Source organism: Polaromonas sp. CG_9.5 (assembly GCF_035984465.1).
Lineage (GTDB): Bacteria > Pseudomonadota > Gammaproteobacteria > Burkholderiales > Burkholderiaceae_C > Polaromonas.
The window spans coordinates 177382-199369 of record NZ_JAXCHR010000001.1; the positions used below are offsets into that span (position 1 = coordinate 177382).

A 21988-nucleotide genomic window follows, 5' to 3' on the forward strand; every position below is an offset into this window, starting at 1 on the left:
CCAGCGGCGCATCATTTGTCGGCGTTCGGAAAGAACAACTGCTCGCCGCCGATTTTGTAGCTGGCAATGACGTTCTGGCCAACCGGCGAAATCACCCAGTCCACAAACTTCTGCGCTTCTGCGGCCTTGACCTGCGGATGCTTGGCCGGGTTGACGACCATCACGCCGTATTGGTTGAACAAGCGCTTGTCGCCCTCAACCAGCACCGCCAAATCCGCGCGGTTTTTGAAGTTCAGCCACGTACCACGGTCGGCCAGCACATAAGCGCCCAGGCTGGAGGCCATATTCAGCGCCGGCCCCATGCCGCAACCGCAGGCTTTGTAGCCGGCAAAAGCGGTCGGCTCGACGCCCGCCGTTTTCCAGTAACGCAATTCAGCTGCATGGGTGCCGCTCTTGTCGCCGCGCGAAATAAAACCGGTATTGGCAGCGCTGATTTTTTTCATGGCTTCGGTGATGTCCTTGCCCTTGACTTTTGCCGGATCAGACGCCGGGCCGATCAGCACGAAGTCGTTGTACATGACCGGGTAGCGCTTGAGGGCATCCCCTTCGGCCACCACTTTTTCTTCGGCCACCTGGTCGTGAACGAACAGCACATCGGCGTCGCCCCGGCGGCCCATGTCGATGGCCTGGCCGGTGCCGACGGCCACCACTTTTACGTCGATGCCGGTGGCTTTCTTGAACTCCGGCAGCAAATACGGAAACAGCCCCGACTGCTCGGTCGAGGTCGTGGACGCCATCACGATGCTGGGCGTCTGCGCTATCGAAACAGTAGCTGCCAGCGCAATCGGGAGTAGCGCAAAGAGCCTGAAAGGCTTGAAAAACCTGTAAAAACCATTCATCCGAGTTCTCCTTTTAAAAAATTGGCAGCGGCTGGGGGCAAAGGCCCGTCAAAAAACCGGTTTTTCGGCAAATCGGCCACCAGCTGGCCCTGCTCCAGATACAGCACACGGCTGGCCAGGCGCTTGACCTGGCCCAGGTTGTGGCTGCTGAAAATCAGCGTCATGCCGTCGCCCGCAAATTCGGCGATCAGCCGTTCGACCTCACGCTTGGCGGCCGGGTCCAGGCTGGACGTGGGCTCATCGAGCAACAACACCTGCGGCTTGAACGCCCAGGCTCGCGCCAGCGCTACGCGCTGCTGCTGCCCGCCCGATAACGCCTTGGCATGGCGGCCAGCCAGATCGGCCAGCCCGACCCGTTCCAGCGCCTGCAGCGCCTGCGCCTTGGCCGGTTTCCAGGCCACGCCCCTGAGCCACAAGCTCAGGGCCACGTTTTGCAGCACGCTGGCGCGCAGCATGTAGGGACGCTGGAACAGCATCGCCTGGCGCAGCCGCGCATCGTGCTGCAAGCGGCCCTCCGTTGGCGTAATGAGTCCGTGCAGCGTTCGCAGCAACGTGCTTTTTCCGCTGCCATTGGCGCCCACCAGCGCCAGCCGTTCGCCGGCGCTGATGCGCAGCGTGCAGCGGCGCAAGGCCTGCACGTGGCCAAAATTCACGCTGACGCCTTCCAGGCTGAACATCGGCGTCATGACGCGGCGCTCCCGTTGGCAGTTTGGGCCAGCAGCACTTTTTCAGCGGCATGCAGCGGGTCATCACGCCGCTCGCTCCAGCGCCGCACGCCGGCCAGCAGCACATTGAGCAGCAGCACCACGCCCAGCAGCACCATGCCTAGCGCCAGCGCCAGCGGCAAGTCGCCCTTGCTGGTTTCCAGCGCAATCGACGTCGTCATCACCCGCGTGAAGCCTTCAATATTGCCGCCCACCACCATCACCGCGCCGACTTCTGAAACAGCCCGGCCAAACGCGGCAATCAGCACCGTGAGCAAGGTATAGCGCTCGTCCCACAGCAGCAGCAGGCTGCGCACAAAGCGCCCCGCGCCCAGCGACTGGAACTGCTCGCCGTGGCTGCGGTCGGCGTCGTCAATCGTTTGGCGCACCAGCGCCGTCACCATCGGCAGCACCAGCACGCTTTGCGCCAGCACCATCGCCTTGAATGAAAACAGCCAGCCCAAAAAGCCCAGCGGCCCGCTGCGCGACAGCAGCAAATACACCACCAGCCCCACCACCACCGAAGGCAGCGCCAGCGCGGTATTGAGCAGCGCCAGCACGACCGCCTGACCCCGAAACCGCGCCACGCCCAGCCAGGCGCCCAGCAGCAGACCGGCGCTGCAAGCCATTAGGCAAGCCAGCGCGCTGACCGCCAGCGAACGGCCCACGATGCCGGCAAACAGCGGATCCAGTGAAGTAATAAGAGAAAAGGCGGTAACGGCGCTATCGGAAAAGGTGTTCATGGGTCGGGTAATGGCGAGACTGTAGCGCAGCGTTCCCTGCTTCTGAGCCGCTAGGTAATAGTCGCTATGAAGCGGTTTGCATAGGAAAAACGGGCCGCTTCATGCCGTGCCGCGCCGTGGACCGCATCGATAATCCGGGCACATCTCATGCACAAAGTCGAACTCTCTTACCTCCTGAGCCCGCAACGCGGCAAAGACGCGCTGATCCGCAACCCGATGATGGACATCCTGCATGCCGTCAGTCAGCAGGGCTCGATTTCAAAAGCGGCCAAGGCGCTCGATTTTTCTTACCGCCATGTCTGGGGCGCGCTTAAAGACTGGGAGCAGACGCTGGGCCGCAGCCTGATCGTCTGGGACAAAGGCCAGCGCGCGCGCCTGACCGAATTTGGCGAAAAGCTGCTCTGGGCCGAACGCCAGGCGCAGGCCCGGCTGGCCCCGCAAATCGAAGCCTTGCGCGGTGACATAGAACGCGCTTTTTCCACCGCGTTTGACGATAACGCCCATGTGCTGACGCTGTTTGCCAGCCATGACGCGGCGCTGTCGGCGCTGCGCGACCAGACCAGCGCGCACGGCCTGCACCTGGACATCCGCTTCATGGGCAGCGTCGATGCGATGGCGGCGCTGAACGACGGGCGCTGCATGATGGCCGGGTTTCACGTACGTGACCAGCCGGCGCGGCATTCGGCGGTGGCGCGCACCTACCGCAGCCTGCTCAAGCCGGGCCTGCACAAACTGATCGGCTTTGCGCACCGCCAGCAAGGCCTGATCGTGGCCAAAAACAACCCGCTGCAAATTCAAAGTCTGGCCGATCTGGCGCAGCCCGGCATGCGCTACGTCAACCGCTCCGAAGGCACCGGAACGCGCGTATTGCTCGACGACCTGCTGGCCGAAGCCGGCCTGATGCCCTCCGCTATTCAAGGCTACGACAGCCAGGAACCCTCGCACACCGCCGTGGCGCAAGCCATTGCCAGCGGCGCAGCCGATGCCGGCCTCGGCATTGAAGCCGCCGCCCGCGAAAAAGGCCTGGGGTTTGTGCCCCTGGTGCAAGAGCGCTATCACCTCGTCTGCCTGAAGTCCGAACTGCCCACGCCGCAAGTGCAGGCGCTGATCAAGGAACTGCAAAGTGACGAATGGCAAACCACGCTGAACCAACTGCCCGGCTACAGCGGCAAGCAAGCCGGGAGCGGCAAGGTGCTGTCCTTGCGCGCGTTGTTGCCTTGGTGGAGCTACCGGAAGGCGAAAGCGGGTTGAGGGTGGGTGGATTGGGCTTTGTTAGCCGGGTTATGCATTGAATCAGGCTCTGGCGCACTAGGGACGGGCGCTGGCAGCTATTTTTTTGATAGTGAACATGATCTGAATTTACAGAAGTCATGGATTCAATTAAGCCTGTTTAAAATCTTTTTATGACTTCGGAAATGCAATGGAGCGGCTTCTCCGTCCATTAAATTTATACCCGTGCAATACCAAGTCATGGCTTGTTTCGCATGGTTTTTGTAGATACACTAACCACATGGCAATCACCTACGATCCAGTCAAGTGTGCAAGGACGCTGGCTGAACGGGGGCTGCACTTCGGCGACGCCGAGCTGGTTTTTGCCGGTGTCACCCTGGAAGTTGAAGACACACGCAAAGACTATGGCGAAAAACGCATTGTTTGCTACGGCCTTTTGGCAGGTCGAATGGTTGTTTTGGGTTACACGCCGCGTGGCGCGGATCGCCACATCTTCAGTATGAGGAAAGCCAATGAACGCGAACAAGCCCGCATCGCGCCACTCCTTGAAGTCTGACTTGGCGCGTGTTGATGCGCATATGGTGAAGGCTGAGGAATATGACGAGCTGCCTGAATTTACAGACGAAATGCTCGCACGCGCAAAGGTCAACAAAGGCGGTCGGCCCTTGTCTTCAAATCCACGCAAGCTGATCTCGTTGCGACTGCCCGTCAACGTGATCGAACAATGGAAATCCACCGGTCCCGGCTGGCAAACCCGGATGGCGGAACGATTGAGCAAGGTTTGTTGAAATAACCCGACTGGGTTCAGCGATTTTCCAAGTCATCAAATAGCGGCTTCACTATTTTTTGGTGCTCATGCATGTTTGAAAAATTCGATGCAGCCGACGCAAATTTCACATTGATAAACAGCAAGCAGCTTTGGCAAGCAAGCTGATCACCAAAGCTGACGTCAGCACCGAATTTTTATATCAAATAAGCCTCCAGCGCAATCCACACGTGCGCAAGCAGCTCTTTATTTCATAGCGCACAAGACCTGAAACCGCAAAACACATCATCCCGCTCAGGCAAGTAGAAATTGCGGTATTTCGGATATTTCATGCGCGCACGGGTCGCGAACGAGCCGCCGCGCAAGACCTTGTGGGTGTCAAACCAGGGTTGCGAATAGGTCTGGTACGGATCAGGCGCAAAACCCGGATAGGGCCTGAACGTCGTGCCCATCCACTCCCACACCCCGCCCCAGCGAAAACCCCGGCGCGACGCGGTGTGCGCGGCCACTTCCCATTCCACCTCGGCGGGCAGGCGGCGGCCGGCCCAGCGGCACCAGGCGTCGGCCTCCCACCAGGTCATGTGCATGGCGGGCTGAGTGCCCTGCATGCGCATGGGCTGGCCAAACCGGGTCTGGATGACCGCGCCGCTGCCGATGCCGATTTGCTCGACGTAACGCGGCCCCCGGCGGCCCTCGCCGGCCGCCTGCGCCTGCAGCCATTGCCAGCCGTCCGGATGCCACAGTTCTTGCCGGTCGTAGCCGCCATCGGCGACAAACTCGACGTACTGCGCCCAAGTGACGGGCTGGGCGTCGATTTCAAACTCGGGCACGCTGATGGCATGCACGGTTTTTTCGTTGTCGAACGCAAAGCCCGAACCGGCGCTTGAAGCGCTGCCCATCTGCCAAGTGGTGGCCGGAATCAGCATCGGCTCGCGCAGCGCCATCGGGGGAGGCGTAAAGGCTAACTGCAAGGGCTTGTCCAAGGGCAGGCCAATGGTCTGCGCCATGAGGGTCAGTGCTTCGCCGTGCATGTCTTCATGAAACAGGCACAGGCGGTAAAAGTACAAGGCGTCATCGTCGCTGTCGGCTTTTTCAAGCAACTCCAGCGTACTTTCCAGCGTGTTCAACAGATACGCCCGGCAATTGGCCATGTCCGGCACGTCGAGCGTCCAGCGCGTGTCATGCGGCACCTGGTCTGAATCCCACCAACGGTCTGCGTTGGGCTCAATGGACGCCTGGCGGGCCTGCGCCGGGTCGCAACGCGGGCCCCGCGCCCGCTGCAGGTTGCGGCCAATCCAGCGTTCCTGAAACCAGGCCACATGGCCCAGTTCCCACAGCGGCGGGTTGAGCGTGGCAAGCAGCGGCACGGCAAAACCAGTTTTCTCCAGCGCATTCTGGTACTGCCCAAAAAGGTGCAGCGTATGATTGCGCGCGTCCATCAGCGCAAGCGACAGGAGTTCCCGCCCCGCCTTGCGCATGAGGGGTGAATCGATCAACTCGGGTGATGTATTGGGTATGGAATCTAAAGCCAAAACAGTGGTCCTGGTAAGCCCGGCGATGGCCGAATCCAACAACGGCAACTGGCACACCGCGCACCGCTGGGCAAATTTCTTGTCGAATCATTGTGACATTGCGCTGTTGCCGCATTGGCCGTCGCCGTCGTTGCAGCGCACACCGCAAGCGATGGTGGCGCTGCACGCCCTTCGTTCGGCAGCTTCAATCCGGGCTTGGGCCGAAGCCTGTCCGGGCAAACCGCTGATTGTGGTGCTCACCGGCACCGACCTGTACCGCGACATCCATACCGATATTGAAGCGCAGCAGTCGCTGGCGCTGGCGACGCATCTGGTGGTGCTGCAGGATGCCGGACTGGCGGCGCTGCCCGAAGCATTTCGCGGCAAAGCACAGGTGATTTACCAGTCGGCCCCGGCGTTGAAGCCTGCCGAAAAATCCACGCGCCGCTTTGGCGCGCTCATGGTCGGCCACTTGCGGGACGAAAAAGACCCGCTGACCTTCATGCGGGCAGCCACCCGCGACTTTGACGCAGGCATTTATTTTGCGCAAATCGGCATGGCGCTGGAACCGCATTTTGCCGACGCTGCCCGCGCCACAGAACAACACACCGCGCGCTACCGCTGGCTTGGCGGCTTGAGCCGTGCGACCACCCGCCAGCGCATCAAGCGCGCGCACGTTCTGGTGAACTGCTCGCTGATGGAAGGCGGCGCGCATGTCATTCTGGAAGCCGTGCAGTCGGGAACGCCGGTGCTGGCGTCGCGCATCAGCGGCAACATCGGCATGCTGGGCGAAACCTATTCGGGCTACTTTTCACCCGGCGATGACGCGCAACTGGCGGCGCTGGTGCGGCGCTGTGCGGCGGAACCGGATTTCTTGGCGCTGCTGCAAAGCCAGTGCAACGCGCGGGCCGGCCTGTTTTCACCGCATGAAGAAAAGCGCCTTGTCATAAACTTGCTGGCTTCTGCGCTAGGCGGCCTTGACAGTCCTGATAGCCTGCGCAACCGGCCTTCCCTGTCTTTTCTGCCTTTGAAAGCATCCTGATGACCACATCCGACACCCTGAAAATTCCCGCCACGCCCCGCCTGACCAGCCTGTCGCATGGTGGCGGCTGCGGCTGCAAGATTGCACCCGGCGTCCTGAGCGAAATCCTGAAAAATTCCAGCAACATGCCGGGCCTGAACCTGCCGCCCGAACTGCTGGTGGGCATTGAAACCGCCGACGATGCAGCGGTTTATAAGCTCAATGACGAGCAGGCCCTGATTGCCACCACCGACTTCTTCATGCCCATCGTTGACGACCCGTATGACTTTGGCCGCATTGCCGCGACCAACGCCATCAGCGACGTGTACGCCATGGGCGGCACGCCCATCATGGCGCTGGGTATCGTCGGCATGCCGATCAACGTCCTGCCACTGGAAACCATCGGCGCCATCTTGCGCGGCGGCCAGGATGTGTGCCGCGATGCCGGCATTCCGATTGCCGGCGGCCACACGATTGACTCGGTCGAGCCGATTTACGGCCTGGTGGTGATGGGGCTGATTCACCCTTCGCGCGTCAAGAAGAACTCGGGGGCCAAGCTGGGCGACGTGCTGATTCTGGGCAAGCCGCTGGGCGTCGGCATCTTGTCGGCGGCGCTGAAAAAAGAAGCGCTGAGCGCCGAAGGCTACGCGCAGATGATCGCCGTCACCACACAGTTGAACAAGCCGGGCATTGAGTTGTCAAAGATGGAGGCAGTGCATGCCCTGACCGACGTGACCGGCTTTGGCCTGCTCGGCCACGGACTGGAACTGGCGCGCGGCGCGAACCTGAAAATGCAGATTCAGCTGGACCAGATTCCGCTGCTGCCCGGCGTGCTTGAACTTGCGGAGCAAGGCATGGTCACCGGCGCGTCAGGCCGCAACTGGGACGGCTACAGCGCAGAAGTTTCACTGCCAGACAACATCAGCGCAGCCCGAAAAGCCCTGTTGAGTGACCCACAGACCAGCGGCGGCCTGCTGGTCGCCTGCGCACCCGAAGCCGCTGATGCGGTGCTGGAATGTTTTAAGCGCCACGGCTTTGAAGGCGCGCGTCAGATGGGCACGATGATCGAGGGCAGCGGCGTCGAGGTTTGCTAGGGCGCTTGCCAAAACGCTGATGCGAGCCAGCCCGCGAGCTTGGCCACCCGGAGCGCGGACATGCAGACTTTGCCCGTGCGGGGCTGTTTTATTTTTTGCGGGAATATACCGTGATGGCAAAAGCCAGCGGCTTTTATAGTTGTTCTTACAATCCCCACTCACGCAAAGCTTGATCCGTCGGACGCAATCCTGTCCTGCGGATTATTTTTTGCGCATGTCCTTTATCCCGGAGACAAAAATTGCACGCATTACTCAAGTTCTCAAAGGCAGTCGACTGGCTGAACACGCAGGTAGGCAAATATTCGATCTGGCTGATCCTTGCCGCCACCGTCGTCAGCGGCGTCAACGCTGTCATTCGCAAGCTCTTCAACATGAGCTCGAATGCTTATCTGGAAGTGCAATGGTATTTTTTTGCCGCCTCGTTCTTGCTGGCTGCGGGCTACACGCTGCTGAACAATGAACACGTCAGGATCGACGTGGTGTCCAGCCACCTCTCCAAACGTGGGCAGATGTGGGTGGACATCATCGGTTTTACGTTCTTCCTGACGCCCATTTGCGTGGCGATTCTCTGGTACGGCATTCCCTTTTTCCTGCAGGGCTTTGAGTCCGGAGAAATGTCACAAAATGCCGGCGGCCTGATCCGCTGGCCGGTCTACGCCATGATTCCGCTGGGTTTTACGCTGCTGATGTTGCAGGGCTGGTCCGAGCTGATCAAGCGCTTCGCTTTCTTGCAGGGGCTGATTGAGGACCCGACGCTCAAACCGGTTGCAAAAACCGCCGAAGAAGAACTGGCCGAATCGATTCGCCGGCTGGCCGAATCAAAATCCAGCGCCGCTTGAGTAGCAGGAGACACACGTGGAATTTTTGAGCCAAAACTTTGCCCCGATCATGTTCGCGGGCCTTTTTCTTTTTCTGCTGGTAGGTTTTCCGGTGGCGTTCAGCCTGGGGGCCTGCGGACTGTTCTTCGGCTTTATTGGCATCGAGCTGGGTTTGCTGCCCGAAGCGCTGATTCAGGCGCTGCCGCTGCGCCTGTTCGGCATCATGCAAAACGACACGCTGCTGGCCATTCCTTTCTTTACCTTGATGGGCCTGATCCTGGAGCGCAGCGGCATGGCCGAGGATTTGCTGGACACGATTGGCCAGCTGTTTGGTCCGGTTCGCGGCGGTCTGGCGCTGGCCGTGATTTTTGTCGGCGCGTTGCTGGCGGCGACCACGGGCGTCGTGGCGGCGTCGGTCATTTCGATGGGCCTGATTTCGTTGCCCATCATGCTGCGCTATGGCTATGACCGGCGCATTGCCGTCGGTGTGATTGCTGCTTCTGGCACGCTGGCGCAGATTATTCCGCCGTCACTGGTGCTGATTATTCTGGCCGACCAGCTTGGCCGCAGCGTGGGCGACATGTACAAGGGCGCGTTTCTGCCGGGCTTTTTGCTGACCGGTTTTTATGCCGGCTATGTGATGCTGCTGGCCATTTTCAAACCGAAATGGGTGCCGGCGCTGCCGTTGGAAGCGCGTATTTTTCGGGAGCCCAGCGGCTCCAGCGGCACGCCTTCATTGCTGCTGCTGACGATCGTGAGCGCGGGCGCAGCCATCTTTTTTGGCCGGCATATTGCCGATGTCCACACCTGGTGGAGCGGTGAACTGGTGACCAGCGTGCCCAAGGACGAAACCATCGTCGTGTCGCTGTGCGTGGGCGTCATGCTGGCTTTCGTGATTGCGGTCATCAACAAGGTGACACGTTTGGGGCTGCTGTCGCGCATGGCCGAGCGCGTGACGTTTGTGCTGATTCCGCCGCTGCTGCTGATTTTTCTGGTGCTGGGCACGATTTTTCTGGGCGTGGCCACGCCAACCGAAGGCGGCGCAATGGGGGGGCTGGGCGCGCTGATCATGGCGCTGGTGCGTCGCCGTTTGAGCCTTTCGTTGCTCAAGCAGGCGCTCAACACCACCACCAAGCTGTCGTGCTTTGTGGTGTTCATCCTGATTGGCTCGACGATTTTCAGCTTGGTGTTTCAGGGTGTCGATGGCCCGCGCTGGGTCGAGCATTTGCTGACCGGCCTGCCCGGCGGTCAGGTCGGGTTCTTGATCGTGGTGAACATCCTGATCTTTTTCCTGGCTTTTTTCCTGGACTTTTTTGAGCTGTCGTTCATCGTCGTGCCTTTGCTGGCCCCGGTGGCGCAGGCGCTGGGCATTGACCTGATCTGGTTCGGCGTGCTGCTGGCCGTCAACATGCAGACATCGTTCATGCATCCGCCGTTTGGTTTTGCACTGTTTTACCTGCGCAGCGTCGCGCCTACCCTGCCGTATACCGACCGCGTGACCAAAAAGTTGATCCAGCCGGTCACGACCATGCAAATCTACTGGGGCGCAGTGCCTTTTGTGGTGATCCAGATCATCATGGTCGGCCTGATCATTGCGTTTCCGGGCATTGTGTCGAGCGAAATTGAAAAGCCCAAAGTGGTTGATATGGAAAAAATCCGGCTGCAGATGGAAGCCGACGTCAACCAGTCGGAAGCGGCCGAAATGGCCACCCCGGATACGGGTAATGGGGCCGAGGTACCAGGCGGTCTGATGCCCGAGCCAGAACCGCTGGATGCACCGGCTATCGAGGACAGCGAGCTGTTCAAGCCCAAAAGCGACACCGCGCCAGAAGTGAAGAAATAGCGATTGAGCGGCCTCGTCTGGCTTGACTGATTGCCAAATTAAAAAAAGCCCGAAAGGGCTTTTTTTAACGGCTTAACTATTTCGCAACGACTCATTGATAGCCATTCGGGTTGCCGCTTTGCCAGCGCCAGACATCGGTACACATGTCGGCCAGTGTGCGCTCCGCGCGCCAGCCCAGCAGGCGCTGCGCCAGCGCCGGGTAGGCGTAACACTGCGCCACATCGCCAGGGCGGCGGGCCGCCATCTGACAGGGAACAGGCCGGCCGCTGGCCAGCTCAAACGCTTTCACCACTTCCAGCACACTGTTGCCGCTCCCGGTTCCGAGGTTGACGGTAAAACTCTCGCCGCTTTGCAGCAAGCGCTGCAAAGCGGCCACATGCCCTTGCGCCAAGTCCTGCACATGAATGTAGTCCCGCACACCGGTGCCGTCTGGCGTGGCGTAGTCGTTGCCATAGACATTCAGGAAAGGCCGTTTGCCAATCGCCACCTGCGCGACAAAAGGCATGAGGTTGTTGGGAATACCGCTTGGGTCTTCGCCAATCAGACCACTCGGATGCGCCCCAACCGGGTTGAAATAGCGCAACACGCCCAACTGCCAGGCCGGATCGGCCACCTGCATCGCCGCCAGCATGTCTTCAATCACAAGTTTGGTGTGCCCATAGGGATTGGTGTGCTGGCGCGGAAAATCTTCGGTGATCGGCACCGAGGCCGGGTCGCCATAGACCGTGGCGCTGCTGGAGAACACCAGCGTCTGGCAATTTGCAGCCTGCATCGCTTCAAGCAGGCTGACCGCGCCGCTGATGTTGTTGCGGTAATACTTCAGCGGCTGGGCGACGCTTTCGCCAACCGCCTTGTCGCCGGCGAAATGCATCACGCCAGCCACCTGATGGCGGCGCAGCACTGCTTCAACCCAAGGCGTGTCGAGCACATCGCCTTGTTCGCACACGACCGCCCTGCCGGTGATTTGCGCCAGGCGCTGCAGCACGGCGGGATGGCTGTTGGAAAAATTGTCAAGAATGATGGGCGTAAAACCCGCTTCGATCAGCGCAACGCAGGTGTGGCTGCCGATATAGCTAGCTGCCTGATTTCAACATAGCAATGACGAAATCAGCCCCATGCGCAATACAGACGGTCGTTGTCTGCTATAAATTTAGGAGTACTTAAATCGTTGACCTTTGCAACAATGGGTCCCTGAAAAATGCATTACGCCTCCAAGAAAACCTGACAGCTTATAAATTCCGGGCGCTGAAGGTATCGCAGGCCTTGACGCTGCCGTTGTTAAGACCGGCATCAAACCACCGCTGGCGCTGGGCGCTGGTGCCGTGGGTAAAACTCTCGGGCACGACCGCGCCGCCGCCAGAGCGCTGCAGCGCATCGTCGCCAATTTTGGCGGCGGCGTTCATGGCTTCTTCCACATCGCCCTGCTCCAGAATCTGGCGGGCGCTCTGGGCATGGTTGGCCCAGACGCCGGCAAAGCAGTCGGCCTGCAGCTCCAGCTTCACGCTCAGGACGTTGTATTCGGCCTTGCTGACACGGCCGCGCATCTGATCCATCTTGCCGCTGATGCCCAGCAGGTTCTGCACATGGTGGCCGACCTCATGGGCAATCACGTAGGCCTGTGCAAAATCACCGGGCGCACCGAGCTTGTTTTTCAGGGTTTCATAAAACCCGAGGTCGATGTAGACCTTTTGGTCGCCGGGGCAATAAAAGGGCCCCATCGCGGCCTGACCCTGACCGCAAGCGGTTTGCGTGGCACCGCGAAACAGCACCAGCCGGGGCTCCTTGTAGGTGGCGCCGCCTTTGGCAAACACGTCTTTCCAGACATCTTCGGTATCGGCCAGCACGGTAGAGACAAAAGCGGCCATGCGGTCATCGGCGGGTGGCTTTTGTGCGGGCGTTTGCTGCTGCACTTGCGCTGTGGGCGCGCCGCCACCGCTCAATAGGTTCAGAATAGTGAGCGGGTTGATGCCGAATACCCAGCCGCCCAGCAGCGCCACCACGATGGTGCCAATGCCGATGCTGCGCCCGCCCAACAGGCCGCCACCGCCGCCGAAACCGCCTCCGCCATCGCTGCGCCGGTCTTCGACGTTGTCAGATTCACGATTGCCTTCCCATTTCATGGTGCCTCCAAATACAGTGTTAGTGCGCTGACTGTGGTCTTGACGACCGCCAAGTCAGCGCGAGATAAAATTAAAGCAGGCGATGGCATGGTTTTATGCGCACTCATGCCGGTAAACAGGAAGCTATTTGAAACGAACTGCCAGCCCTTCCAGCGCACCGGCGATGTCACCCTGTGCGTCAATTTCAGTGTGCCATGTTTGACCTGACTGCACTGGATGGGCGTCTGTCAGCGTGCCCGTGGTGACCACATCACCCGCCTTCAGCGCGGGCGCGCCAGGGTTCGCGCGCAATTCCCGGACAAAATGCAGCAGCGCCTGCACCGGACCGTCCAGCACATTCGCGCCTTTGCCTTCATCTTTCAGCCCGCCGTCGCCGTACAAACGCAGCTTCAAGCTGGCGAGTTGCTCAATCACCTGCAGGGAAGGCGTTTCGGCAGGTAGTTGAATGCGATGCCCGACCAGCAAAAGGCCATGCAGACCGGCGTCGGCCACGGCTTGCGCTGCCGTGAATTTCCAGTGGGCAAAATGGGTGTGGACAATTTCAAAACCATGCGCCACCCAGTCAAGCGACGCTACCAATTGCTCTGCGGTGCAATCGGACGGCGGCGCAGCGCGCAGGCAAAAAACAATTTCGGGTTCGATGCGCGGCTCGCACAAGCCATCGAGTGACAGCACGCCTGCATTCGGCGCGTCGGGTGCCACCTGAGTCATCGTGCTTTGCCAGACCGTTCCCCAGATGGGCGCGTACACCTCATAACGCGGCCAGATGCTGCGGTTGGTGAAACCCACCTTGTAGCCCACCGGCACATCGCCTTGGGCAGTGCGGGCCTGGCGCACTGCGAGCGCAAGCGCATAGGCCTGGCTCAAGCTGGCAGGAACGGTCGGTGACCAGTTCAGCGGGCGGCAATTAAAGCGTGCATCGGCCAGATCAGTCAGCAGGTCAAGCGAGGCATGGCAGTCATTCATGAGCAAATAATAGTCAATTGGGGCGCTGCTGATGCGGTGCGATGCATATTCCGGTTTTCAGGCCGCCAGATGCGCCGCATTAGCGGCTGGCAAAAGCAGTCGACATGAAGCCCTGCACCGCGCGTGTTGCAGACGGCATCACGCTTGCGCTTTGGTCTGCCATCTGAATGACTGGAGAATGGGCTTGCGCCTCAAACGAACTGGTGTAGGTCGAGTACGGATTGATAGTGGCATTGATCCGCTCAATGCATTGGTTGCGCTTTGGCCCCGAATAGGTTTTTGAGCAGTCTGCCATCTCTGTTTGGGCATAACTGTAATAAGCATCGCGGACATGGGCTTTTTCAACCTGGCCGTTGGCGACCAACGCCAGCGCCGCCAGCTGGCATAGAAATACAAGGCCCGCAGCTACTCCAAACAGCACCTTAGAAGGCATCGTGTCTACTTTTTCCACACGCTCAGAAAACATGGCTCCACTCCGAATTTTTTGCTGTGTCGATGCTAAATGTCGAAGCTGAAAGCGAGTTTCGGTAATTTGCGCGTTAATTTGTAGGATAAAAGCGTCTTCCCGGGCAACGTCCTGCAAGTGGAACGGTTTAGCATCAGGGCATGACTTCTGCACCCCCTAACCCCCCCTCTTCGCAACTTCTAAACCCGGCGCAGACTGCCGAGCGCTTGCCGTATCCAAAGCTGCTGGAAGAACTGGTCAGCCTGCTGCAAGACCGCGATGTTCAGGTTCCGCCGCGCCTGGTGCTGCCGCTGGCGGGCGGTGGCAGCCTGTTTGTGATGCCGGCGCTTGATGCGCGCACGGCCATCACCAAACTGATCACCTTCACGCCCGCCAATACAGGCAGCAGCCGAGCAACGATTCAGGGCGACGTGGTAGTGTTTGATGTGCCCTCGGGGGAACGCAGGCTGGTGCTGGACGGCCCGACGATCACGGCGCGGCGTACGGCGGCGGTTTCGGTGCTGGCGGCGCAACGACTGGCCCCTTGCAAACAGGGGCCGGTGCTCATCGTCGGTGCGGGCGTGCAGGGAAAATCCCATCTGGAAGCATTTGCTGAAGGCATGGGCATCACGGAATTTTTCATTGCGTCACGCAGTGCAGCCAGCGCCGAACGGCTGGTGGCGCACGCGCAGGCGCTGGGCCTGAAGGCGCGCGTAGCGACGGATGCCAATGCGGCGCTGGCAGAGTGCCCAATGGCAGTCACCTGCACACCCGCCAGCGCGGTAGTGTTGAGCGCACTGCCACGGCCAGACGGTTTTATAGCCGCCGTGGGGGCGTTTACACCAGAGATGGTGGAGTTGAGCGCCAGCCTGTGCCAATACATGGCCGAACATGGCACAGTGGTAGTGGACACCACCGATGCCGGACATGAGGCCGGTGACCTGCTTCAGGCCGGGCTCGAAGTCGCCCGATTTGCCAGCTTGGCAGACGTGGTACGCAGTCCGGCTTTTGAAATCAAGGGGCCGGTGCTGTTCAAAAGCTGTGGCTGGGCGGGGTGGGATCTTGCAGCGGCCCGTACAGCCCTACAGGAACAAGCCCAAGCTTTTTGAAACGCGTCATTGCACAGCGTATTTCAGAATTCATGAAAAGGCCATGATTCACACCATTTCCAGCAGTAGCGTGAATCATGCATACCCCCACAACCGCCGTTTACCTGAAGAAAATCACTTGTAAACAGGAAAACCCTGCATAAAAACAGAAAGAATCTTTCAGTAAATATGGTAAAAATAAACCTTCTCTTGAAGACGCCGCGCATGTAACATTGGTTCGCCCGTGAAAACGTCGTAACCCGTTGTTCATTAACCTGATTGAAAGTGATTATGAAAATCTCGTCCCTCGCCGCCGCCATTGTTCTTGGCTTGTCCGGAACTGCCGCCTTTGCTCAGGCCACCGATTCCGGCTGGTACATTGCGCCAACGGTGGGAGTTACTCTGAACGACAGTGTCCGCGGCGCAAACACAGGCGCAGGTGTGGGTTTGGCAGTTGGCAAGGTATTGAATGAAAAGTGGAACGTGGAATTTGGCGTCCAACGTCTCAGGTTCGTCAGTAGTGATATTGGCAATGACGACGACCAAGGCAGCATCGGCGTTGATGCGCTCTACTTTTTCAATCGCAATCCAGACTTTGCTCCTTACGCAGTGGCTGGACTCGCTTATGCCCTGGAAGCCCGCCCATATGGCCCTTACGCGAGGAACGACAACTTGCTCATCAAAGCGGGTTTAGGTTTTACCAAGAAATTGAGCCAGAATATTGACTTCCGCACGGATGTACGCTACCAGTGGCATAACAACAAAACTGGTGTGATTGGGTACAAAAGTGCGAGCGACGTAGGTGACTGGGTCGTCTCGGCCGGCTTGAACATCTATTTTGACGGCAGAACACAAGCTCCAGCGCCTTACGTAGCACCGGCTTATGTGGCACCTGTTTATGTTGCCCCTGAGCCTGTCGCCGTGACGCCAGCACCAGCTGCGATGCCTGTGCAACCTGCCCCAGCGCCTTATATGGCACCTATACGTGCAACCAAGCCAGACCGCAACTAAAAATCGAGCGCTGTAAATGACCTGATCCAGCAAACTCCACCTCAAACCTGCCGCTTTTTTAGCGTGCTGGTATGGGGCGAGGGAGTTTCCCGTATCCGGTGATTACAGTCCTTTTCTATTCCCTGAACTCCAGCATTCAGGGAATGGCTTCATTGCTACATCAAGCCGCAGCTTGCAACGCCCACATTGCAAACACAGCGACAGTTGATTATTGATAAGCCTTACGCAATAGCCACTTCAGCCCTGCAAGGCGAAAACTCAAAAGCTCTGGTCAGACGCCCTACTTTTCCAGTATCCACTGAATAACGTACTTGGCGACAAAGCCCACCATACCAAAAGCCAGCCCCAGAAAGATCACGAAAGTGCCAAACTTTCCGGCCTTGGACGACCATGCCAGCTGGCCAATAATGAACAGCATATAGAGCATGAAAGCGCCCACACCGAATGACAGGCCGAAAGCTGCGACCTGCTCTTCCGAAAACCCGAACATCAGGCGACTCCCTCGGGCGGTAGGCGTTCGGGCAGTAGGCTAGCATCTACTAGATCGCGGTAGGCATGCCAGCTGGCATGACCCAGCAGGGGCAGCACCACCACCAGCCCCAGCAGCAACGTAGCCAGGCCAAAAATCGTCAGCAGCATGATCAGCGCGGCCCAGAAAGCCAGCGGAGCTGGATTGGTCAGCACCGCTTGCCAGCTCGTCAGCACCGCCTGCAGCACATCGACCCGGCGATCCAGCAGCAGCGGCATAGCAATTACGCTGGACGCAAAAATAGGCACCGCCAGCAGCCCGCCCATGGTGAGCCACAGCTCAAACACATAGTGGCCGGGAGCCAGTACGACGTGGCGCAAAAAATCCAGTGGCGTATTGACAGGCTCGACCGCCATCAAGGTGATGAGTGCCGCCGATGTCAGCACCCATCCGGTGCCCGCCAGCGCCAGCAGCAGGCCAAAACGCACCATGCCCCAGTAGCCGCCGCTGACGGCATAGCGCGAGTATTGCCAGCGCGTCCAGGTCTTGACAATCAGCTGCAGATTGACGGCTTCACCCCGCTCAATGGCTCGGCTGATGGCATACAGGCTGGTAGCCAGCACCGGCGCTATCACCAGAAAACCCGAGAAAGCACCCGCCAGCAGCCAGAAATGATCGCCCGCCAGCAGCACCAGCAAGCCGCCAAAGACCGCCGGCAGCACGCCATGCGCCAGGCTCAGCCAGCCACCACGTTGCATGTCCTGCGCACCGCGCACCAGCCAACTCAAGGGCTGCGCCAGCCCAATGCTGCGAATGACTGGCAAGGTCAGCGCGCCACGGGCTGCCGGTGGCGGAAGGGGTGAAGGAGGAGGAACGTTGGAATGGGACACGATGGGCTTGAAGCTTACCTGCAAACCTCACGGCAATACTTGATCTATGGCAACTGTTCAACTGCCGCACGGGCCACAACCCAAGCACAGCAGGTCGTGAGAACTGTTGACCCTCGTCAAAGACAGCGCTTGGGATCCGGGCGCATTATGAACCCGTACCCACCAAGGAGCCGACTGAATGACCCCGCAACAAACGAATCCTTACCGCCAGCAATTACTCGCCCTTCGCGCCACCCTGCTTGAGCAAATAAACGTGCAACGCGGCGGCGTGGTTAGCCGCGCGCAAGCCGCCGCCGACCATTTTGAACGCCGCGAGGATTCAAGTGCGCAAGTGGCCACCGAGCGCGAGCTGGAGTTCGCCATCGGCGAGCGTGAAGTCGATGAACTTGTCACCCTCGACGCCGCACTGGCGCGCATTGAAGCAGGCACTTATGGTGAATGCACGGATTGCGGCGTCAGCATTCCTGCGCCCAGGCTGCAGGCCAGCCCCGAAGTGACACGCTGTATCCCGTGCTAGGAAAAAGTGGAGCATCTGGGCTCCGCCTGATTTATATATTTTTGCTCGTCCCTCGCCTGAAAAAGTGGTTGTGGCAGGCTACCGCCCTTGCCCTCAGGCCCAACGATGTCAGCAGCAAGGGACTGCACCGTGTGCAGCCCGGTATTCCCTAATGGTCAAGCCAGGTCTAAATGGTTAGTCTGGGGGTGATTCAGATCAGCCTCCTTCCACAAAGCGTCATGACCTCTCCCACTCCCTCTGCAAACGGCAGCCCGCTGGCGGCTGCGCCTCCTGCCGACGAACTCCCGGTCATGGCCGAGCCGTATGTGCTGCCGCCCCCCACCGGCCCGCAGGCGCTGATGACAGAACTCGGTTTTGGCGCGCCTTTTCGCTGGCTAGCCGCTGGCGGCCGCGATCTGCGGGCGCATCCGGGCATTGGCCTTTTTTATGGTGCATGTTTCTGGCTCATGGCGTTGACACTCGGTGCGGTTTTTCGCGCCAAGCCTGAATACACGCTGACGATTGCCTCGGGCTGCCTGCTGGTCGGGCCTTTTCTGGCGATGGGTTTGTATGAAGTCAGTCGCCGCCGCGAACTCGGCCTGGTGCCCGAACTGAGCGTGTCGCTGACCTGCTGGGACAGCCATATCCGCAGCATGGGCATGCTGATTTTGGTGCTGATCGTGCTGGAATTGCTGTGGGGCCGCGCTTCGCTGGTGGTGTTTGCGGTGTTCTTCAACACCGGCATGCCGTCCACAACGGGCGTTATCAATGCCATCTTCAATGCTGAGAACCTGGAGTTCATCGGGGTTTACCTGACCGTGGGCGGCATGTTTGCGGCGCTGGTGTTTTCTACCGCCGTGGTGTCGATCCCGATGATTCTGGACCGCGACACCGATGCCGTGTCAGCCGCCATCACCAGCATTCGTGTGGTGTTTTCCAACCCCGGCGTGATGCTGCTGTGGGGCGTATTAATCACGCTGCTGATTACCGTGGCGCTGCTGCCGTGGGGTTTGGGCCTGGTGGTGATCGGTCCGCTACTCGGACATGCCACCTGGCACGCCTACCGGGGCGCAGTACGCTGGCAGGAAGCTGATGAACCGGCCAGCGTCACCGCCCAAGACTGAAGCCACCGTAAAAAACGGCCTGTGAACGCCAGCAGTTCAGGGGTTTTTAACTTCCACCTGAATCTCGTTTCGCCGCCACATGGGCAGCGTCCACGGCGGGTCATAGCGTGCAAGCTGCGCCGCGCCGACGGGCTGCAGTTGGCGCGACCGCATCCAGGCCGTCAGTTCATCGGTTTTTTGCTGCACCTTGGCGTCCGTGTTCAAGCCCGAGTAACTTAGCACGGCAAACGTCCGGGCGGGCAGCTCGCGCAGGCTGACCGCCGGGTTGACCGGCTTGGGCAAGGTCTGCATTGAATACTCGCCAGGCATCACGAACTGAATTCGCCACTGGCTGGCAGTCGCCATTGAGGCGTCAGCGGCCACCGGCTCTGCCGTGACCGGGGCCGTCATGGCGATTTTTGCGGAGCGGGCCACCGGCTCCAGCGTAACGGGCGCAGTCATGGCAATTTTTGCCGAGGCGTTGTCAGCCCCGGCGGCCGTCACAGTGTTGTTGCCAAAAATGTAGTCGGCAATCACCCTGAAGCCCTTGCCGGATGCCGCGTCCATGTCGCCCTCAACCAGCGTTTCCGCCACGATAACCGGCGCATAGCGGCGCAGCTGGTAGCTGCCGTCCTCGGTCAGCACATCAAACCTGGGTTCTTCAACAGCCATCGCCATGCTCCCTGCAGTGATTCCGGCCATCAGTATGGCGGCAAAGCGCCCGGAGCGACGCCATGCCGCCGGATTCAAGGTCAAGTCATCGAATTTCATACCCACCCCTGTTTCCAGACTTCTTCGTTTTGCAAGTCACGCCAGGCAACGCGTTGCGTGGCGCGTGAAAAAACCGCCTCGATCTCTACCCACTCTGCGTTGTCGCCTGCCACCAGCGGCTCGATCACCTTCGTGACCAGAAAATGCTTGTCCTTTTGCACGGGCTGCACCGCTGTCCATTTGGAAAGCAGGAGTTTTTTGGCATTCAGGGGGTTCATGCGCCGGGCTGACGATCAGCCGTCCGGAGTTCAGCAGGGGCTTCATCCGCAGCGTCATGTGCTGCTTCGACTGAAGGCACGTCAGGCAAACCCGGCGCGCACATTTTTTCTCCGTCCCAGCGCTGGCCGCACCAGCACTGGCCTTCTGCATTGATCATGCAGGTGCCGGTTCCGCAGCAGCGGGGGTCGTCATTTCTCATGGATTTTCTGGCCTTTTATAGATGGGCTTCAGGCCTTGGGCAGCGTCACGCCGACCTGGCCCTGGTATTTGCCGCCCCGGTCTTTGTAGCTGACTTCGCAGACATCGTCCTTGTCGCTTTCAAAAAACAGCACCTGCGCGCAGCCTTCGCCGGCATAAATGCGGGCGGGCAGCGGCGTGGTGTTGGAAAACTCCAGCGTGACGTAGCCTTCCCATTCAGGCTCGAAGGGCGTGACGTTGACGATGATGCCGCAGCGCGCATAGGTGCTTTTACCCAGGCAAATGGTCAGCACGTTGCGCGGAATGCGGAAGTATTCGAGCGTGCGGGCCAGCGCAAAGCTGTTGGGCGGAATGATGCAGCTGTCGCCATGCATGTCGACAAAGCTTTTTTCATCAAAATTCTTCGGGTCTACCACCGTGCTGTGGATGTTGGTAAACACCTTGAACTCGGGGGCGCAGCGAATGTCGTAGCCGTAGCTGGAGGTGCCGTAGCTGATGATCTTCTGGCCATCGCGTTCACGCACCTGTTTTGGCTCGAAGGGCTCGATCATGCCGGTGGTTTCGGCCATGTGTCGAATCCATTTGTCGCTTTTGATACTCATCGGGAAAGGTTCCTTGGGTTTTCCGTGATTGTAGGCAGCCAAGCCCGAAACTCGCGGTTCAAAAGCCTTGGTTTTGACCTTTTGGTTACCTTGGCAAGCATACCGCTCAGTAGCAAATAGCTATCAAATAAATAGCTGACAGCGCACGCTGGATAAGCGCAAGAGCCGTATTTGATGTGAATTTCACTACCTGGCGCGGCGCAACTGGGCCACCCGCTCGGCGATGGCGTCAATGTCCAGCGCCTCGTCGGCATGCGCCAGGTACATTTCCAGATCAGCCACCGCATAGGCCACGTCGCCCTGGGCTGCCCAAGCCAGGCCCCGGTCGCGGTATTCGCTCCAGGCGTCGGGTTGCAGCACGATCAGGCGGTCTTGCACGGCAATCAGGCGCGGCCAGTCTTCCTGGGTTTTGTGGATTTCCTGCAGGTTGCGCAGCATCCGGCTGATGATGTCGCGCGGCGGCGCTGACTGCAAATACAGCCCCATCGGCACTTCAAACTCTTCGCTGATGGGACTGCGCTGGCGAAAAGGCGCCAGCCGCTCGGCCAGTTCTTCGCGGCTCAGCGACTGGCCGTTGAACGGGTCAATCACCACCTGGCCTTTGGGCAAATTGACCTTGACCATGAAATGCCCCGGAAACGCCACGCCGCGCGCATTCAGCCCCAGGCCCACGGCCAGCTCCAGCCACAGCACCGCCAGCGTGATCGGGATGCCCCGGCGCGTGCGCAGCACCGTATTGAGGAAGCTGTTGTCGGGGTCGTAGTAGTCGTTGATATTGCCGCCAAAACCCAGGTCCCGAAAGAAGAACTGGTTCAGCGCGCGCAGGCGCTGCAACTCGGGCGCATCGCCCGGCAGGCGGCGCTTGAGGCGGGCCAGCAGCTGATCGACATCGCCCAGCACCTGCTGCACATCGAGCTCCGGGTATTCGTCTTGCGCCAGACTGACGGCGGCCTCTAGCAAGGGGAAATGCGCATCGCTTTGCACGAGGCTTGAGAAATATTGCAGCGGTGACGGGACGGCCAGATTTAATTGCATGGCGCT

Annotated in this window: 26 protein-coding genes; 11 read left to right on the forward strand and 15 right to left on the reverse strand. The window is 59.6% G+C overall.

All coding sequences use genetic code 11. The features are described from left to right. Window positions 1-11: 11 nt before the first annotated feature. The 3 genes from RCH06_RS00810 to RCH06_RS00820 are packed head-to-tail and all read right to left on the reverse strand — an operon-like array spanning window position 12 to window position 2286. Window positions 12-839, reverse strand: a complete 828-nt coding sequence (locus tag RCH06_RS00810; protein ID WP_327079529.1) for an extracellular solute-binding protein — start codon at window positions 837-839, stop codon at window positions 12-14. Further along, the gene (locus RCH06_RS00815; RefSeq protein WP_327079530.1) at window positions 836-1525 is read right to left on the reverse strand and encodes an ABC transporter ATP-binding protein; all 690 of its coding nucleotides are present in this window, start codon (window positions 1523-1525) and stop codon (window positions 836-838) included. Before RCH06_RS00815 ends, RCH06_RS00810 begins: the two co-directional genes overlap by 4 nt. Further along, window positions 1522-2286, reverse strand: coding sequence for an ABC transporter permease (locus RCH06_RS00820; RefSeq protein WP_327079531.1), 765 nt, complete (start codon window positions 2284-2286; stop codon window positions 1522-1524). The genes RCH06_RS00815 and RCH06_RS00820 overlap by 4 nt, the downstream gene beginning before the upstream one ends. A gap of 147 nt (window positions 2287-2433) precedes the next feature. Here RCH06_RS00820 and RCH06_RS00825 point away from each other — a divergent pair, with 147 nt between their 5' ends. The 3 genes from RCH06_RS00825 to RCH06_RS00835 all read left to right on the forward strand — a co-directional run bounded on the left by RCH06_RS00825 (window position 2434) and on the right by RCH06_RS00835 (window position 4304). Then, entirely contained in the window at window positions 2434-3537 is a 1104-nt protein-coding gene (locus RCH06_RS00825; protein ID WP_327079532.1) for a substrate-binding domain-containing protein, read from the forward strand. Window positions 3538-3796: 259 nt separating this feature from the next. Further along, entirely contained in the window at window positions 3797-4072 is a 276-nt protein-coding gene (locus RCH06_RS00830; protein ID WP_327079533.1) for a BrnT family toxin, read from the forward strand. Further along, window positions 4029-4304 (forward strand): BrnA antitoxin family protein, encoded by a 276-nt coding sequence (locus RCH06_RS00835; protein ID WP_327079534.1) that lies wholly within the window; start codon window positions 4029-4031, stop codon window positions 4302-4304. The genes RCH06_RS00830 and RCH06_RS00835 overlap by 44 nt, the downstream gene beginning before the upstream one ends. Window positions 4305-4533: 229 nt before the next feature. Here the strand turns inward: RCH06_RS00835 and senA are convergent, their stop codons facing one another. Beyond that, window positions 4534-5760, reverse strand: a complete 1227-nt coding sequence (senA, locus tag RCH06_RS00840; RefSeq protein WP_327079656.1) for a selenoneine synthase SenA — start codon at window positions 5758-5760, stop codon at window positions 4534-4536. 37 nt (window positions 5761-5797) lie between these two features. Here senA and senB point away from each other — a divergent pair, with 37 nt between their 5' ends. From senB to RCH06_RS00860, 4 genes are all read left to right on the forward strand, one after another. Continuing rightward, window positions 5798-6835: a selenoneine biosynthesis selenosugar synthase SenB gene (gene senB / locus RCH06_RS00845; protein WP_327079535.1), complete on the forward strand. Its 1038-nt coding sequence runs from the start codon at window positions 5798-5800 to the stop codon at window positions 6833-6835. Next, entirely contained in the window at window positions 6835-7908 is a 1074-nt protein-coding gene (selD, locus tag RCH06_RS00850) for a selenide, water dikinase SelD (RefSeq protein ID WP_327079536.1), read from the forward strand. Before senB ends, selD begins: the two co-directional genes overlap by 1 nt. A gap of 239 nt (window positions 7909-8147) precedes the next feature. Continuing rightward, window positions 8148-8747 carry a TRAP transporter small permease subunit gene (locus RCH06_RS00855; RefSeq protein WP_327079537.1) on the forward strand — a complete coding sequence of 200 codons (600 nt, stop codon included), beginning with the start codon at window positions 8148-8150 and terminating at the stop codon, window positions 8745-8747. Between the two features lie 16 nt (window positions 8748-8763). Continuing rightward, window positions 8764-10569 (forward strand): TRAP transporter large permease, encoded by a 1806-nt coding sequence (locus RCH06_RS00860; RefSeq protein ID WP_327079538.1) that lies wholly within the window; start codon window positions 8764-8766, stop codon window positions 10567-10569. A gap of 91 nt (window positions 10570-10660) precedes the next feature. Here the strand turns inward: RCH06_RS00860 and galE are convergent, their stop codons facing one another. The 4 genes from galE to RCH06_RS00880 all read right to left on the reverse strand — a co-directional run bounded on the left by galE (window position 10661) and on the right by RCH06_RS00880 (window position 14121). Beyond that, entirely contained in the window at window positions 10661-11638 is a 978-nt protein-coding gene (gene galE, locus RCH06_RS00865) for a UDP-glucose 4-epimerase GalE (RefSeq protein WP_327079657.1), read from the reverse strand. A 160-nt stretch (window positions 11639-11798) separates the two neighbouring features. Beyond that, on the reverse strand, window positions 11799-12689 hold the full coding sequence (gene ypfJ / locus RCH06_RS00870; protein WP_327079539.1) for a KPN_02809 family neutral zinc metallopeptidase: 891 nt from the start codon (window positions 12687-12689) through the stop codon (window positions 11799-11801). A gap of 123 nt (window positions 12690-12812) precedes the next feature. Then, window positions 12813-13655 carry a 2-keto-4-pentenoate hydratase gene (locus RCH06_RS00875; RefSeq protein ID WP_327079540.1) on the reverse strand — a complete coding sequence of 281 codons (843 nt, stop codon included), beginning with the start codon at window positions 13653-13655 and terminating at the stop codon, window positions 12813-12815. 79 nt (window positions 13656-13734) lie between these two features. After that, the gene (locus RCH06_RS00880; RefSeq protein WP_327079541.1) at window positions 13735-14121 is read right to left on the reverse strand and encodes a hypothetical protein; all 387 of its coding nucleotides are present in this window, start codon (window positions 14119-14121) and stop codon (window positions 13735-13737) included. A 140-nt stretch (window positions 14122-14261) separates the two neighbouring features. On the opposite strand from RCH06_RS00880, the gene RCH06_RS00885 reads away from it, so the two are divergent. Both RCH06_RS00885 and RCH06_RS00890 read left to right on the forward strand, forming a co-directional pair. Continuing rightward, on the forward strand, window positions 14262-15209 hold the full coding sequence (locus tag RCH06_RS00885; RefSeq protein WP_327079542.1) for a delta(1)-pyrroline-2-carboxylate reductase family protein: 948 nt from the start codon (window positions 14262-14264) through the stop codon (window positions 15207-15209). 270 nt (window positions 15210-15479) lie between these two features. Further along, a complete protein-coding gene (locus tag RCH06_RS00890; RefSeq protein ID WP_327079543.1) occupies window positions 15480-16199 on the forward strand; it encodes an outer membrane beta-barrel protein in 720 nt (239 codons plus the stop codon). A gap of 280 nt (window positions 16200-16479) precedes the next feature. On the opposite strand, the gene RCH06_RS00895 is transcribed toward RCH06_RS00890, so the two are convergent. Both RCH06_RS00895 and RCH06_RS00900 read right to left on the reverse strand, forming a co-directional pair. Next, the gene (locus RCH06_RS00895; RefSeq protein WP_327079544.1) at window positions 16480-16689 is read right to left on the reverse strand and encodes a DUF2788 domain-containing protein; all 210 of its coding nucleotides are present in this window, start codon (window positions 16687-16689) and stop codon (window positions 16480-16482) included. Then, complete coding sequence (locus RCH06_RS00900; protein WP_442799570.1) at window positions 16689-17558, reverse strand: DUF2189 domain-containing protein; 870 nt, start codon at window positions 17556-17558, stop codon at window positions 16689-16691. Before RCH06_RS00900 ends, RCH06_RS00895 begins: the two co-directional genes overlap by 1 nt. 178 nt (window positions 17559-17736) lie before the next feature. On the opposite strand from RCH06_RS00900, the gene RCH06_RS00905 reads away from it, so the two are divergent. Both RCH06_RS00905 and RCH06_RS00910 read left to right on the forward strand, forming a co-directional pair. Continuing rightward, window positions 17737-18075 (forward strand): TraR/DksA family transcriptional regulator, encoded by a 339-nt coding sequence (locus tag RCH06_RS00905; protein WP_327079545.1) that lies wholly within the window; start codon window positions 17737-17739, stop codon window positions 18073-18075. A gap of 218 nt (window positions 18076-18293) precedes the next feature. Beyond that, window positions 18294-19178: a DUF2189 domain-containing protein gene (locus RCH06_RS00910; RefSeq protein WP_442799571.1), complete on the forward strand. Its 885-nt coding sequence runs from the start codon at window positions 18294-18296 to the stop codon at window positions 19176-19178. Window positions 19179-19214: 36 nt separating this feature from the next. On the opposite strand, the gene RCH06_RS00915 is transcribed toward RCH06_RS00910, so the two are convergent. The 5 genes from RCH06_RS00915 to RCH06_RS00935 all read right to left on the reverse strand — a co-directional run bounded on the left by RCH06_RS00915 (window position 19215) and on the right by RCH06_RS00935 (window position 21982). Further along, complete coding sequence (locus tag RCH06_RS00915; protein ID WP_327079546.1) at window positions 19215-19928, reverse strand: SOUL family heme-binding protein; 714 nt, start codon at window positions 19926-19928, stop codon at window positions 19215-19217. Then, entirely contained in the window at window positions 19925-20146 is a 222-nt protein-coding gene (locus RCH06_RS00920) for a TIGR02450 family Trp-rich protein (RefSeq protein WP_327079547.1), read from the reverse strand. Before RCH06_RS00920 ends, RCH06_RS00915 begins: the two co-directional genes overlap by 4 nt. Next, the gene (locus tag RCH06_RS00925; RefSeq protein WP_327079548.1) at window positions 20143-20346 is read right to left on the reverse strand and encodes a hypothetical protein; all 204 of its coding nucleotides are present in this window, start codon (window positions 20344-20346) and stop codon (window positions 20143-20145) included. The genes RCH06_RS00920 and RCH06_RS00925 overlap by 4 nt, the downstream gene beginning before the upstream one ends. Before the next feature lie 28 nt (window positions 20347-20374). Then, entirely contained in the window at window positions 20375-20947 is a 573-nt protein-coding gene (dcd, locus tag RCH06_RS00930) for a dCTP deaminase (protein ID WP_327079549.1), read from the reverse strand. A 186-nt stretch (window positions 20948-21133) separates the two neighbouring features. Beyond that, window positions 21134-21982, reverse strand: a complete 849-nt coding sequence (locus RCH06_RS00935; protein ID WP_327079550.1) for a SirB1 family protein — start codon at window positions 21980-21982, stop codon at window positions 21134-21136. Between the last annotated feature and the right edge of the window lie 6 nt (window positions 21983-21988).